Origin of the sequence: Flavobacterium sp. ACN6 (assembly GCF_002304005.1) — a bacterium.
Classification (GTDB): domain Bacteria; phylum Bacteroidota; class Bacteroidia; order Flavobacteriales; family Flavobacteriaceae; genus Flavobacterium.
This window is the reverse complement of sequence record NZ_MRCQ01000005.1, coordinates 1-14,482: the sequence shown is the minus strand read 5'-3', so window position 1 is coordinate 14,482 and position 14,482 is coordinate 1. Positions and strand designations below refer to the sequence as shown.

The 14,482-nt window shown below is 32.7% G+C and carries 13 protein-coding genes; 9 read left to right on the top strand and 4 right to left on the bottom strand.

The window, feature by feature from the left end; genetic code table 11:
• Positions 1 to 16: 16 nt before the first annotated feature.
• A complete protein-coding gene (gene galK, locus BSF42_RS08965) occupies positions 17 to 1,177 on the bottom strand; it encodes a galactokinase (RefSeq protein ID WP_095952754.1) in 1,161 nt (386 codons plus the stop codon).
• 227 nt (positions 1,178 to 1,404) lie between these two features.
• Positions 1,405 to 2,397, bottom strand: a complete 993-nt coding sequence (locus tag BSF42_RS08960) for an aldose epimerase family protein (protein ID WP_371615453.1) — start codon at positions 2,395 to 2,397, stop codon at positions 1,405 to 1,407.
• A 161-nt stretch (positions 2,398 to 2,558) separates the two neighbouring features.
• On the opposite strand from BSF42_RS08960, the gene BSF42_RS08955 reads away from it, so the two are divergent.
• Positions 2,559 to 3,557, top strand: coding sequence for a GntR family transcriptional regulator (locus tag BSF42_RS08955; protein ID WP_095952752.1), 999 nt, complete (start codon positions 2,559 to 2,561; stop codon positions 3,555 to 3,557).
• A gap of 99 nt (positions 3,558 to 3,656) precedes the next feature.
• Here the strand turns inward: BSF42_RS08955 and BSF42_RS08950 are convergent, their stop codons facing one another.
• Positions 3,657 to 4,346 (bottom strand): NUDIX domain-containing protein, encoded by a 690-nt coding sequence (locus BSF42_RS08950; RefSeq protein WP_095952751.1) that lies wholly within the window; start codon positions 4,344 to 4,346, stop codon positions 3,657 to 3,659.
• A 543-nt stretch (positions 4,347 to 4,889) separates the two neighbouring features.
• On the opposite strand from BSF42_RS08950, the gene BSF42_RS08945 reads away from it, so the two are divergent.
• The 8 genes from BSF42_RS08945 to BSF42_RS08915 all read left to right on the top strand — a co-directional run bounded on the left by BSF42_RS08945 (position 4,890) and on the right by BSF42_RS08915 (position 13,547).
• Positions 4,890 to 6,434: an alpha-N-arabinofuranosidase gene (locus tag BSF42_RS08945; RefSeq protein ID WP_095952750.1), complete on the top strand. Its 1,545-nt coding sequence runs from the start codon at positions 4,890 to 4,892 to the stop codon at positions 6,432 to 6,434.
• Positions 6,435 to 6,664: 230 nt separating this feature from the next.
• Positions 6,665 to 8,356: a ribulokinase gene (locus BSF42_RS08940; RefSeq protein WP_095952749.1), complete on the top strand. Its 1,692-nt coding sequence runs from the start codon at positions 6,665 to 6,667 to the stop codon at positions 8,354 to 8,356.
• The gene (locus tag BSF42_RS08935) at positions 8,340 to 9,041 is read left to right on the top strand and encodes an L-ribulose-5-phosphate 4-epimerase (RefSeq protein WP_065451685.1); all 702 of its coding nucleotides are present in this window, start codon (positions 8,340 to 8,342) and stop codon (positions 9,039 to 9,041) included. Before BSF42_RS08940 ends, BSF42_RS08935 begins: the two co-directional genes overlap by 17 nt.
• 137 nt (positions 9,042 to 9,178) lie before the next feature.
• Positions 9,179 to 10,687 (top strand): L-arabinose isomerase, encoded by a 1,509-nt coding sequence (gene araA, locus BSF42_RS08930; protein ID WP_095952748.1) that lies wholly within the window; start codon positions 9,179 to 9,181, stop codon positions 10,685 to 10,687.
• 107 nt (positions 10,688 to 10,794) lie between these two features.
• Positions 10,795 to 11,979 carry an aldose epimerase family protein gene (locus BSF42_RS08925; RefSeq protein ID WP_095952747.1) on the top strand — a complete coding sequence of 395 codons (1,185 nt, stop codon included), beginning with the start codon at positions 10,795 to 10,797 and terminating at the stop codon, positions 11,977 to 11,979.
• Between the two features lie 217 nt (positions 11,980 to 12,196).
• Positions 12,197 to 12,652 carry an OsmC family protein gene (locus BSF42_RS08920; protein WP_095952746.1) on the top strand — a complete coding sequence of 152 codons (456 nt, stop codon included), beginning with the start codon at positions 12,197 to 12,199 and terminating at the stop codon, positions 12,650 to 12,652.
• A gap of 258 nt (positions 12,653 to 12,910) precedes the next feature.
• Positions 12,911 to 13,057 carry a hypothetical protein gene (locus tag BSF42_RS22415; RefSeq protein WP_172426662.1) on the top strand — a complete coding sequence of 49 codons (147 nt, stop codon included), beginning with the start codon at positions 12,911 to 12,913 and terminating at the stop codon, positions 13,055 to 13,057.
• Positions 13,041 to 13,547, top strand: coding sequence for a DUF6169 family protein (locus BSF42_RS08915; protein WP_141248442.1), 507 nt, complete (start codon positions 13,041 to 13,043; stop codon positions 13,545 to 13,547). Before BSF42_RS22415 ends, BSF42_RS08915 begins: the two co-directional genes overlap by 17 nt.
• Before the next feature lie 474 nt (positions 13,548 to 14,021).
• Here the strand turns inward: BSF42_RS08915 and BSF42_RS08910 are convergent.
• Positions 14,022 to 14,482 (bottom strand): transposase (locus BSF42_RS08910; protein ID WP_253251005.1); only part of this gene is annotated, 461 nt, incomplete at its 5' end.

Here is a 14,482-nt window from a genome sequence, read left to right as displayed (position 1 = left end):
GCAGTGTGTTGTGGTATTAAACTAGTTGTGTTCCGTTTGAGATTTTTACATCATAGAATTTTAATTCAATTCCAAATTTATCTAAATAAAGATTTGAAAACTTACGTTTTACCTCATTTTCCTGACCTTTTTTAACTAAATTAATTGTACAACCTCCAAAACCGCCCCCCATAAGCCTTGAACCGATAATAGAATTGTCTTCTTTTGCAGTATCTACAAGGAAATCTAATTCTTCGCAGCTTACTTCATATTCTTTTGATAGGCCATAATGTGTTTCAAAAAGCAATTCTCCTAAAAGTTCAATATTTCCTTGATCTAAAGCTTCGCAGGCTTTGATGACGCGGTTAATTTCTTTTACTACAAAATGAACTCTGCTGAAAACTTTTTCAGTCATTTTATCTTTAAGACTCAAAACCTGTTCTTCTGAAGCGTCTCTAAAACTTTTTACTTCTGGAAAATGAGCTTTTATAATTGATAATCCTTCTTCACATTCAATTCTTCTCGTATTATATTCTGATGTAAAAAGTGAATGCTTTACATTAGAATCCAATAAAATCAAGGAATAATCTTTGAAATCGGCATTGTGATATTCAAAATCTAAAGTGTTGCAGTCTAATTTGATTACCTTATTTTCAACACCATGAACGCTTGAAAACTGATCCATTATGCCGCAGTTAATACCCACCCAGTGTTCTGCTTTTTGGCCTAATAAAGAAATGTCAACTTTCTCAATTCTTAAATCAAAAAGCGATTTGATACCGAAAATCATACCGCATTCTAAAGCTGCAGAAGAAGATAATCCTGAACCAACTGGAATATTACTGCTGAAAACACAATTGAAACCGTCGAAAGAAAATCCGTTATCCTGCAATTGTTTGATTACGCCTCTAATATAATTTGTCCAAACAACATCGCTCAAAGTTACTTCCTGCGTCAAATCGATTTCAAATTCTTCATTTAAATCGATGGCAATTATTTTAGAAGTTTTAGTATTGTTTTTTTCAAAAGCAAAACAGATAACTTTGTCAATTGCAGCAGGCAGAACATAACCGTCATTGTAGTCAATATGTTCTCCAATAATATTAATTCTTCCTGGAGAAAGTACCGTTTTTTGAGGAGAAGACCCGAAAGATTTCTCAAAAAAAGCGACGGTGTTTTGTATTAAAATATCATTCATTATATAGTTAGTTGTATTGTGGTTTTTTAAGATTTATTATTGTGAGTGAATTTTTTTAAATTTTACTCTTTCGCTTAAATTTAAATCTGCTTTAATCTGTATAAATCTGCGTGAAAAAATCTTGGTAAAAGTATTTCACGCAGATTTTAAAAGATTTCAGCAGATTCAATTAAATTTTATTTGTTGGATGAAACTATTTTATTTTATCTCTTCCAACGGTTATTATATTAATCTAAACTTTCAAATTTATAAAGTGTTTTCTGCGTGTATTTGTCGCCTTTTTTCAAAACTGAATTTGGAAAATGGGAATGATTTGGAGCATCTGGAAAATTTTGGGTTTCAAAACAAATACCGCTTTGGGCATTGTAAGCGATGTTTTCTTTTCCTTTTAGTTTTCCAAAACAATTGCCTCCTACATATATATGTACACTTGGCTGATCCGTATACACATCCATTCTAAGTTTATTTTTTAAGCTGATTAACTGCGCCACGATTTCAGTTTTTGAATTCACTACAAAAGAATTGTCAATTGGAAACGGACAGTTTTTAGTGTTTCTGAAATCAAAATCATGATTCGTTAAATCGGTATAATTTCCTGTCGGGATATTGTCTGAATTGGTTTCAAGCATTTTATCCGATTTGATAAACATTTGCTGTTCTAAAACATTTCCATAATGTCCGTCAAGGTTAAAATAACTGTGATGTGTCAAATTGATCACCGTATCTTCTGTTGATGAAGCTTTGTATTCTAATTTTAATTCGTTTTCTTCCGTTAAGGTATAAGTCAAATAAACGGTCATTTCGCCAGGGAAATTTTCATCTAAATCTTCACTTAGAAGGCCAAAAGTAATCGAAGGATTTTCTCCAGCTGCAGCATTGGTTACGCTCCAGACTTTTCGTCCAAATCCCATATTTCCGCCGTGAAGTGTGTTGCCATTATTATTTCCATCAAGCTGAAATTTTTTATCATCTATACTAAAAGTACCATTATGAATACGTCCAGCATAACGCCCAACTGTAGTTCCAAAATAAGGAGCGCTTGGTAAATTATAAGATTCTAAATAAGACTCTAAATTATCGAAACCTAAAACAACATCTGTCAATTTTCCATTTAAAGGAATTTGGATGGAAGTTACCGTTGCACCATAATTGATGATCTGGACTTTCATTCCGTTTTTGTTTGACAATTCAAAAGAATAAATTTCTTCTTTATTGGGCATTAAACCGAATAATTTACAATTATGGACCTCCTTTAAATGCGATATGTGTTTTATTTCCATATTATTTTTACCAAAAATGAAATCCAAAAATAGAAACATTCTTTATCTTTGCATACCAGTACCTACCAGTTTTTAATATTAATAGTCAAAATGACTTTATTGTGAACATTATTTCAATTCAAAATAATATTGGCCTTCCAAAATATAAGCAGATTATTCTTTCAATAGAAAAAGCTATTGAAGAAGGTAATTTGAAAAAAGGCGATCGTCTTCCATCAGTAAATAAAGTGTGTTTGAGCTTTTCATTATCTCGCGATACGGTGCTTTTAGCGTATGACGAATTAAAGAAAAGAGGAATTATTTATGCTATTCCTGGAAAAGGATATTATGTTAAAAGTGTTGAAATCACTATTACTCAGAAGGTTTTCCTGCTTTTTGACGAGCTTAATATTTTTAAAGAAGATATTTATAATTCGTTTCTTAAAAATATTGGAAAGAATGTTCAGGTTGATATTTTCTTCCATCATTTTAATGTTCAGGTTTTCAAAAAACTGATAAACGACAGCAACGGAAATTATACAAAATATATAATCATGCCGACGAACTTAAACGATATCGTCAATTCTATAAAAACCCTACCAGTAAACGACGTAATTATTTTGGATCAGACCAATCCTGATTTAAAAATGTTTCCTGCCATTTATCAAAATCACAAAAAAGATATTTTTGAAGGATTACTAAAAGGTAAAAAAAGATTGGAAAAATATAAAAAACTGATTTTAATTTTCCCTGGTTTTAGAGAGCCGCCGGGAATGAAATTGGGTTTTGAATCTTTCTGCCAGCAATATAATTATGATTATGAAATTATTTCTGATTTCAGCAATCAATCCATCGCATTGGGAGACTTATATGTTATTCCTCATGACCGCGATTTGCTTTTAGTTATAGAAAATGCAATGGGAAGAAACCTAAAATTAGGAGAAGATTTTGGAATTATTTCTTATAATGAAACAGCACTAAAGAAGATTGCGGCAAACGGAATTACGACCATTTCAACCAATTTTGAATTGATGGGAAAAATTTTGGCCGATATGGTTTTGAAAGGAACAAAAGAGCAGATTGAAAACAAATCTGCTCTTATATTACGGCATTCTTTGTAAGATGTTTTGCTATTTGCATTTAAGCAAGTGAAACGCCTTTTTGAAGTTCTAAAACGATGCTTTTATGTGTTTGAAATAATTTTCACTCAATTCTTTAAATTACAAATTAAGCACAAAATCATTAAGTAATTTTTCTTCGTATTTCTCTTTATTAAAGGTATATAAATAAGAACCTTTTCGAGAAGACTGCATATCTTTTTCGTCCAATTTATTTAAGATTTCCAAAGAATTGATTTTACTAATGAAGTTTCTTTTGTCTAATTCTTTGCTCAAAATTGCTTCATATAACTCTAAAAGCTGACGCATGGTGAACTTTTCTGGAAGTAATTCAAAACCAATTGGTTTAACAGAAGTTTTGTAGCGAAGTCTCTTAATGGCATTTTGAACCATTTCGTTGTGGTCAAAAATTAAGTTTGGCGCATCATTAATAGGAAACCATTCTGCGTGATAATTTTTAATCAATTCAGCATTGTGGTTTTCGATATTAATCAATGCAAAATAAGAAACTGAGATTGTTCTTTCGACAGGATCACGATCGATTTCGCTGTAAGCATATAACTGCTCCATATAAATATCGTTAAGACCTGTATAAGTATTTAGTATTCGAATAGCCGCAGCATCTAAAACTTCGTCACGCTTTAAAAATCCTCCAATCAAAGACCATTTTCCTTTTTCGGGTTCAAAATCTCTTTGAATTAAAAGTATTTTCAGACCCTCATTATCGAATCCGAAAATGATGCAGTCAACCGCCAGTAAAACTTTATCAGCAGAGCTATAACTATTTAGCATATATAATATTTTGGTTGTAAAGATATAAACTTCTTAAAACGTATCATAATTTATTAATGTTGATTTTACACTTATGTTAAAACAATAGTAAATTAAGAAGCTGGATTACTTGATGTTTATTATTGAAAATAAAGATCTTTTTATCTCAATCTTCTCAATTTTAAATCAAAATAATGATCCAAAGGTAGAAACATTTTTAAAAGGGAATTAAAAGGAAGAATATTATTTGATAATCAGAATTTAAAAAATTGGAATGTTGTTATAAAATAAGCAATTTTTGAGTTTTTTTGTCGATTTTTCAGATTATTAACTTTTTGTTTGAGTTTCAAAATCTTGTGTTACGCCTTTATTTCTAACGATTTTCCGAACTAAATTATCAAATCTGTTTTTTACAACCAGTTGTTCTGCGATTTTTATTTTTTTATGCGAACTTTTTTTGTTTAAATTTACAAATGTTAAACAAACACTTATTAAACTGAATAACCAAGATTATTAGAAAATATATAACCACAATATTTTCTAATTATCAAAAAACCACAATTTATGAAGAAACCATTTTTCGTATTGTTTGCGATATTTTTTATCCAAGCCATTTCTGCCCAAAAAGAATCTGTTGTTATTTCGATTAAAAACGATGCATCTGCACCAATTATCAATAGAGATATTTATGGTCATTTTGCAGAACACTTAGGCCACTGTATTTATGGTGGATTTTTTGTTGGCGACACTTCAAAAATTCCAAACACAAATGGAGTTCGAAATGACATTATTAAAGCATTAAAAGATTTAAAAATTCCTAATTTAAGATGGCCAGGCGGTTGTTTTGCAGATACTTATCATTGGAAAGATGGAATTGGTCCAAAAGAACAGCGTCCGACAATTGTAAACCAATGGTGGGGAGGAGTAACAGAAGACAATAGTTTCGGGACACATGATTTTTTAAATATGTGTGAATTATTAGGAGCAGAACCTTATTTGTCTGGAAATGTGGGAAGCGGAACAGTTCAAGAATTAGCAGACTGGGTTCAATATACCAATTTTGCAGGAGAAAGTCCGATGAGTGATCTTCGTAAGAAAAACGGAAGAACACAGCCGTGGAAAGTAAAATATTGGGGAATTGGTAACGAAGCTTGGGGTTGCGGCGGTAATATGACAGCCGATTATTACGCTAATGAATACCGAAAATTTGCCACTTTTATGTCAGATTGGGGTAACACAGGCGGTATAACAAGAATTGCTTCTGGATCGAATAGTTCTGATTATAATTGGACAGAAGTATTGATGAAAAATATTCCGTTAAAAATGTTAGGCGGATTAGGTGTTCATCATTATGCCGTAATTAATTGGGATAAAAAAGGCGGAGATGTTGATTTTACAGAAAAAGAATATTTTCTGACTATGCAGTCTGCTTTGAAAATGGAAGAATTGGTGACCAAACATGCTGCAATTATGGACAAATATGATCCAGAGAAAAAAGTGGCTATGATTGTTGATGAATGGGGAGGTTGGTACGAGGTTCAAAAAGGAACAAATCCAGGATTTTTATATCAGCAAAATACAATGCGAGATGCTGTTTTGGCTGGAGCAACTTTAAATATTTTTAATAATCATGCAGATCGTGTTCGTATGGCAAACTTGGCACAATGTGTTAATGTACTTCAAGCCGTGATCCTAACCGACAAGGCCAAAATGATTACAACTCCAACGTATCATGTGATGAAAATGTACAATGTACATCAAGACGCAAAATTATTGCCAGTAGATTTTAAATCTCCTTTATATACTTATAACGGACAAACAATTCCGGCTGTATCTGCATCTGTTTCAAAAGATCAAAGCGGTGCTGTGCATATTTCACTTGTAAATGTTGATGCGGTAAATAAAAACAAAATCGAAATTGATGTTAAAGATCTTGGCGTGAAAAATTTTACTGGAACTATAATTACGGCTTCAAAACTGCAGGATTATAATTCTTTCGAAAACCCGAATAAAATTGTTCCTGTTGCTTTTAAAGGTTTTGAAAATAAAAAAGGAAAGTTGGAAATTACAATTCCTCCTTTTTCAGTTTTAGTTTTGGAAGGGAAATAAGAGGAAATTAATATAAATGCATTTTCAAAAAGTTATAGTTTTTATTTTAAAGTTGAAATAATCGCAGCGCTGTAAATGTATTGTTAACATTTATTTTTTGTTTGAAAGCTAAAATGCTGTTTCAATGCATTTTTAGCAAAAATTAATTATGCAATTTCAATTAAGTGTTTTTTATACACTTATAAAATAATTATATCTATATTTGTCAATATTTTAAAAATAAAATTAGAATGAAAAATTATGTAATAGGATTGGACTACGGAACAGATTCTGTTCGCGCGGTGCTAATTGACACTGAAAATGGACAGGAGCTGGCATCGAATGTTTCTCATTACAAAAGATGGAAAAACAAACAATATTGTGATGCTTCCATAAATCAATTTCGTCAGCATCCTTTGGATCATATCGAAGGATTAGAAATTACGATTCAAACCGTTATAAAAGAAAGTAAAGTAGATCCAAAATTGGTTCGCGGTATCTGTATTGATACCACTGGATCTTCTCCAGTTCCAGTTACTAAAGATGGAATTCCTTTGGCTTTGACAAAAGGTTTTGAAGAAAACCCAAATGCAATGATGGTTTTGTGGAAAGATCATACTTCAATAAATGAAGCAAACGAAATCAACGAATTGGCAGTAAGCTGGGGCGGAGAAGACGTTACAAAATACGTAGGAGGAATTTATTCTTCTGAATGGTTTTGGGCAAAAATCCTGCACATTGCCAGAGAAGATGAAGCTGTTCAAAATGCAGCGCATACTTGGATGGAGCACTGCGATTTAATGACTTATTTATTGATTGAAGACAAAGATTTAAAAACATTTAAAAGAAGCCGCTGCGCTGCGGGTCACAAAGCCATGTGGCACGAAGACTGGAATGGACTTCCGCCAGTTGAATTCTTAGAAAAACTTCATCCGTATTTAGCAACACTTCGTGGAAATTTATATGATGAAACGTATACATCAGATTTAGCTGCTGGAAATTTAAGCCAAGAATGGGCAGATCGTTTAGGACTTTCAACAGAAACAATTGTGGCTGTTGGAACTTTCGACGCGCATTCTGGAGCGGTTGGAGCAAAAATTGGAGAAAATACTTTGGTTCGCGTTATGGGAACTTCAACCTGCGATATTTTGGTAGGTTCTTATGATGAAGTTGGAACAAAAACCGTTCGCGGTATCTGCGGACAAGTTGATGGATCTGTAATTCCAGGATTTATTGGTTTAGAGGCTGGACAATCTGCTTTTGGAGATTTATTGGCTTGGTACAAAGAATTATTAATGTGGCCGACAGAACATTTATTAGGTTCCTCTTCTTTATTAAATGAAGAACAAAAAGAAAAATTAAGAGAAGAATTCAGTGATAAATTAATTGTTGAATTAACGAAAGAAGCAGAGAAAATTCCAGTTTCTGAAAGTCTTCCAATTGCTTTAGACTGGATTAACGGACGTAGAACTCCAGATGCAAACCAAGAATTAAAAAGTGCGATTTCAAACCTTTCTTTAGGAACAAAAGCACCTCATATTTTTAAAGCGTTAGTAAATGCAATCTGTTTTGGAGCGAAGAAAATTGTAGACCGTTTTGAAGAAGAAGGTGTAAAAATCGACAGCGTAATCGGAATTGGCGGCGTTGCTCGTAAATCACCTTTTATCATGCAGACTTTGGCAAATGTTTTAAACAAACCAATTAAAATCGCAGCTTCAGACCAAACTCCAGCTTTAGGTGCAGCAATCTACGCAGCTGTTGCAGCTGGAATTTATCCAAACGTGATCGAAGCAAGTCAAAAAATAGGAAGTGATTTTGATGGAGAATATTTCCCTCAAACAGACAAAGTAGAAGCTTATCATAAACTGCTTTTGGCATACGAACAATTAAGTGCCTTTGTAGATCCGAACATTAAAATATCGCAACATGAGCTCTCTTTATAAAGATTTAAAACAAGAATGCTACGAAGCAAATATGCAGTTAAATGCATTGAATTTGGTAGTGTATACTTTTGGGAATGTAAGTGCTGTGGACCGAAAAAATGGCGTTTTTGCCATTAAACCAAGCGGCGTTCCTTACGAAGATTTAAAACCAGAAGATATTGTAATTGTCGATTTTGATAACAATATAATAGAAGGAACTATGCGTCCGTCATCTGACACGAAGACTCATGCCTATTTATATAAAAATTGGCCAAATATTGGAGGCGTTGCGCATACGCATGCAACCTATTCTGTGGCTTGGGCGCAGTCTCAGCAGGATATTCCAATTTTTGGAACTACGCATGCAGATCATTTAACAGCAGATATTCCATGCGCGCCTCCAATGGCAGATTCGCTGATTGAAGGGAATTACGAACACAATACCGGAATTCAGATTTTGGATTGTTTCAAAGAAAAAAATCTTTCTTACGAAGAAGTAGAGATGATTTTGATTGGAAATCACGGTCCGTTTGCGTGGGGAAAAAATGCTGCAAAAGCGGTTTACAATAGTAAAGTTTTAGAAGTAGTGGCAGAAATGGCATATCTGACTTTACAAATAAATCCAAATGCACCAAGATTAAAAGATTCACTAATAAAGAAACATTACAACCGCAAACACGGAAAAGATTCGTATTACGGACAGTAATGATTTTAGATTTTAGAATGTAGATTTTAGATTATAGAAAATAGAATAAAGAACAAAGAGAAAAGATTTTCGGTAATCGTGAATTTTTAGATAAAGAAAAACGATTTGACGATTAAACAAATAAACGATTAAACAAAATGATAGATATATCTCAAAAAGAAGTATGGTTTGTAGTAGGAAGCCAGGAATTATACGGTGAAGAAACACTAAGAAAAGTAGCAGAACATTCTGAGATTATAGCAAAAGGATTAGATGCATCATCTAATATTCCCGTAAAAGTGGTTTACAAAGATGTGGTAAAATCTCCTTCGCAGATTTTAGATGTTTGTTTAGCAGCAAATTCGGCTAAAAACTGTATCGGAATTATCGCTTGGATGCACACTTTCTCGCCAGCAAAAATGTGGATTGGCGGATTGAGTATTCTGAAAAAACCATTATGTCATTTACATACACAATACAATGCTGAAATTCCGTGGGGATCTATCGATATGGATTTCATGAACCTAAACCAATCGGCTCACGGAGATCGTGAATTTGGTTTCATAATGTCAAGAATGCGCAAAAAACGCAAAGTTGTTGTAGGACATTGGAAAGACGAAAGAGTTCAGAAAAAATTAGAAATCTGGTCAAGAGTCGTTTTAGGATGGGATGAACTTCAAAACCTAAAAGTTGCTCGTATTGGAGACAATATGCGTGAAGTTGCCGTTACAGAAGGCGATAAAGTGGAGGCTCAAATTCGTTTTGGAGTTTCGGTAAACGGATACGATTCTTCAGATGTTACTAAGCATATTGAAAAAGTAACAGAAAAAGAATTAAACGATTTATTGGCAGTTTACGAACAATCATACACTTTAACCGATTCTTTAAAAGAAGGCGGCGCACAAAGAAGTTCCTTAGTTGAAGCGGCAAAAATCGAATTAGGATTAAGAGCTTTCCTTGAAGAAGGAGGTTTTGGTGCTTTTACAGATACGTTTGAAAACCTAGGTGCTTGGAAACAATTACCAGGAATTGCTACACAAAGATTAATGGCCGACGGTTATGGTTTTGGTGGAGAAGGAGATTGGAAAACAGCCGCAATGGTAAGAGCTTTAAAAGTAATGAATATTGGTCTTGAAGGCGGAACTTCTTTCATGGAAGATTATACGTACCATTTTACACCTCAAAAATCATACGTTTTAGGATCACATATGTTAGAAATTTGTCCGTCTATTGCTGATGGAAAACCTTCTTGCGAAGTGCATCCTTTAGGAATTGGAGGAAAAGAGGATCCAGCTCGTTTGGTATTTAATTCGCCTGCCGGAGATGCCATTAATGTTTCTTTGGTTGATATGGGAACTCGTTTCCGTTTAATTGTAAACGAAGTTGAAGCTATCAAACCAATGGCTGAATTACCAAAATTACCGGTTGCAAGAGTTTTATGGGATTGTAAACCAAATCTTGATATCGCTGCAACGGCTTGGATTTTAGCTGGTGGAGCACATCATACAGTTTACAGCCAGTCAATAACAACAGAATATATGGAAGATTTTGCAGATATCGCAGGAATCGAATTATTGGTAATTGATGAAAAAACAACTGTAAGAGACTTTAAAGATAAGATTAATGCAAATGAAGCTTATTATCATTTGTTTCAACACGGACTATAAATTAGTCAAAAGTCGAAAGTCATAAAGTCATAAAGTTTTAGTTACTTTGAAGAAAAGACTTTATGACTTTTGACTTTAAGACTTTACTAACTAAAAAATAACCACTTATGAATGTATTAAAACGTTGCGTTTTCGGTCTAAGCCTTTTGAGTTTGGCTGCGATTTCTGTTCAATGTAAAAGCGATAAAAAAGCAGATACAGAAACAGTTGCTTCAGATAAAAAAGATTCGGTTACAATCGAAAAATCATCTTACGGAAAAACAGCTAAAGGAGAACAAGTTGACAGTTATAAATTGAAAAACCAAAATGGGATGGAAGTTGACATCATCACTTTTGGCGGCAGAATTACAGATTTAAAAGTACCTAATAAAGAAAGAGTTTCTGAAAATGTAGTTATCGGTTTTACTTCTTTGGCACAATACGAAAAAGAAAATCCATTTTTTGGAGCTTTGATCGGAAGATACGGAAACCGAATTGCTAAAGGTAAATTCACTTTAGATGAGAAAGAATATCAATTGGCAGTCAATAACGCTCCAAATGCTTTGCATGGCGGACCGCAAGGATATTTTAATGTCGTTTGGAAAGCCGATGAGGTAAAATCTGGTGAAACAGCTTCTTTAAAATTATCTTATTTAAGTAAAGATATGGAAGAAGGGTATCCTGGAAATCTTCAGGTTTTTGTAACCTATACATTGACTAATGACAATCAGCTAGAAGTTTTATACGAAGCAACGACTGATAAGAAAACGGTTGTGAATTTAACGCAGCATTCTTATTTCAATTTATCAGGAGATTTTTCTAAAACAATCTTAGATCACGAACTGACTTTAAATGCAGATAAATTAGTTCCAGTTGATGCAACTTTAATTCCGACAGGAAAATTAGAAGATGTTGCCAATACGCCTTTCGATTTCAGAAAACCAAAATTAATTGGAAAAGACATCGAAGCTAAAAATGAGCAGTTAGAAAGAGGAAAAGGGTACGATCACTGCTGGGTATTGAACAATCCTGAAAAAGGAAAAACAATTATTGCAAAAGTGTACCACGCAGCCAGCGGAAGAGTTTTGGAAATGACAACTGATGAACCTGGAATTCAGTTTTACTCTGGAAATTTCCTTGATGGAACATTGCCAACGCGTGATGGAAAAACATACGCTCACAGAACCGGGCTTTGTTTAGAAACAGAACATTATCCAGATTCTCCAAACCAGAAAAACTTCCCAACAACGGTTTTAAACCCGGGAGAAAATTATAAAACTAAAACTACTTTTAAGTTTTCAGTGCAAAAATAATTTTTAGAATTTGTTAATTAGTTCAATTCTCTAGAAAACCTCGAAAGTTATGCTTTTGAGGTTTTTTTATGGGAAAACTGAAGAGAAATTGCACGCAAAGTCGCGAAGGCGCAAAATTTTTTAGGTTTGTGTATAAGCTTTGCGCCTTTGCGACTTGGCGAGATTAATTCACCAGTATGTGTAAAAATCATAACTTAGCAATAGCAAAAAAACTAAAATGAAACATCTATTTCAAGCAGCGTTAAATTGGAGTTCCAACAAAAGTCAAGAAGAAACAACTTCAAGATCAACTAAAAACCATCAAATTAAAATTGAAGGAAAACCAGTTTTAAATGTTTCTGCAGCAAAAGCTTTTAAAGGTGATCCGTCATTATATAATCCCGAAGATTTATTATTGAGTAGTTTAGTTTCCTGCCATATGATGTCTTACTTATATGTTTGTTCTCAAAACGAAATAGAAGTCCTCGAATATTCAGACCATGCGGAAGCCACACTCGAAGTAAATCCAGATGGGAGCGGGCGTTTTGTTGAGGCAAAATTATTTCCAAAAGTAAAAATATCAAATCCGGATCAAATTGAATTGGCTTTAGAACTTCATACAAAAGCAAATCAATTGTGTTTTATTGCGAACTCTTGCAATTTTCCGGTTTTGCATGAGGGGAGTTGTGAATAAATTATATAAATAAATTCACAAACGTACAGAAAAGCGTACTTTTGTAAAAATTGATTATTATGAAAACAGTAAGTGTAACGGAATTTAGAGGAAAACTTGCACTGCTTTTTTAGCTTTGAAAAAATAGAAAAGGATGTTTTTTGTCTTATTTTCAGGCGGTTATATTGATAAATATTATTTATTAGCTTCCGTATTGCTATAAACAAAGAGTATTAACCTTTCTTGTAAATGAGGAAGTATCGGTGTTACTTTGCCTTTATGAAAACTACAGTAAATAAAGAAGCAGTAAGAAAGGCAATTATCAAGATGAGAGAAGATAAGATTGCTGTACGTGCTTTTTTGAAAGGTAATAGTTCAGTTGAAGCCTTAACTTCAAAAGGTATTAAACTTGTTAGAGCCATATAATTACACTTTCGACCCTAATTCCAATTATTATACTTTTCAGACTAAAAACAACATTGAGTATAAAGTGGCATTTTTTCAAGATTATATGCTTGAATCTTGCACAACTCCTGATGTTGAAATTGGTAATGTTTTTCAAATAACTGTTGAGAAAATTACAGATAAACCCTCTGGTTTAGACGCCTGTGTATCTGAAACTATAAGAGCCATTGTTACAGCATTTTTTGAAAATGTTGAGAATGCTCTTATTTATATTTGTGATGATGATGATGATAAAGGACAAGTAAGGTTTGATGCTTTTGAAAGATGGTATTCTAATAGTACAATGAAGGATTATATTACTAAAATTAATAATGTTGTTGAAATTGACTTAGATGATGATGACACATTTAAAGTGCATACGTCCATTATGTTTCATAATGACAATACAAATTCTGAAAATATTAAAATAACTTATAATAGTCTTTCTAGGTTTTTTTCTGGAGATATTTAAATATAGAAATAACTACTTAGCAGTATTTATTATGTTATGAATTAATTATGAATGTGATTAATATAGGTTTGTTAAAATTTTAAAAAGCGAGCAAAGGCTCGCTTTTTTATTTCTAAAATCCTTATGTTTTTTTTTTTTGAATAATGTCAAAATTAATTCAATATAAATAAAATGACCCACCTGCGGTTCTAATGTTATGCAATGTGGGTACTGTTGATGCAAAATTGTTAATTATTTTATCAATAACTATAATAAAGAAAATAATTATCATAATAATAAGAATAAAATTGCTATTCTTTTTAAGAGGCTATAACTGAAATTTGTTGTTTTAGACTGCTTTTGAATACAATATTTCTAGTTTTTTATATACAATATTTTGTTTTTTTTATATAACAAATTATTTTTATAAGTGGTAAGTTCAAAATAATCTACTATTATCTCAGGAAGTAATGGATCAGGTGCAAAAGTTGGGGATTAAGCAAAAAGATTAGATAATCTGAATAAGAAGAAATCTATTTTTCTGACTCCTCTAAATTGCGATCTAAAAGCTTTTACTTTTGCATTGAAAGATTCTGCTGAAGCATTAGTACTTCTGTTATCAAAATAATTTAAGATTGACTGGTAGTTAAAAGAAATGGTATTAAGTAGGATATTGAAGTTTTTAAAACCTGATTCCTCTACATTTCTATACCAATGGGCCAGTTTTGTCATGGCAATATGTTTATCGTTGTTATTGTTATAAATTCCTCGGAGTTGTTGACTTAAATTGTAAGCTTTCTTTAGATCGGGATATAACTCAAATAAAAGTTGAGCTCTTTCATTTTGGCTTTGAGTCCATTTTTCGCGAGATTTATAAAGTAAATATCTGCTTCTGGCTAATAACTGTTTTACGGAATCTCCGTTGATTAAAAGCTTGGGAATGTATGTTTTGTTTT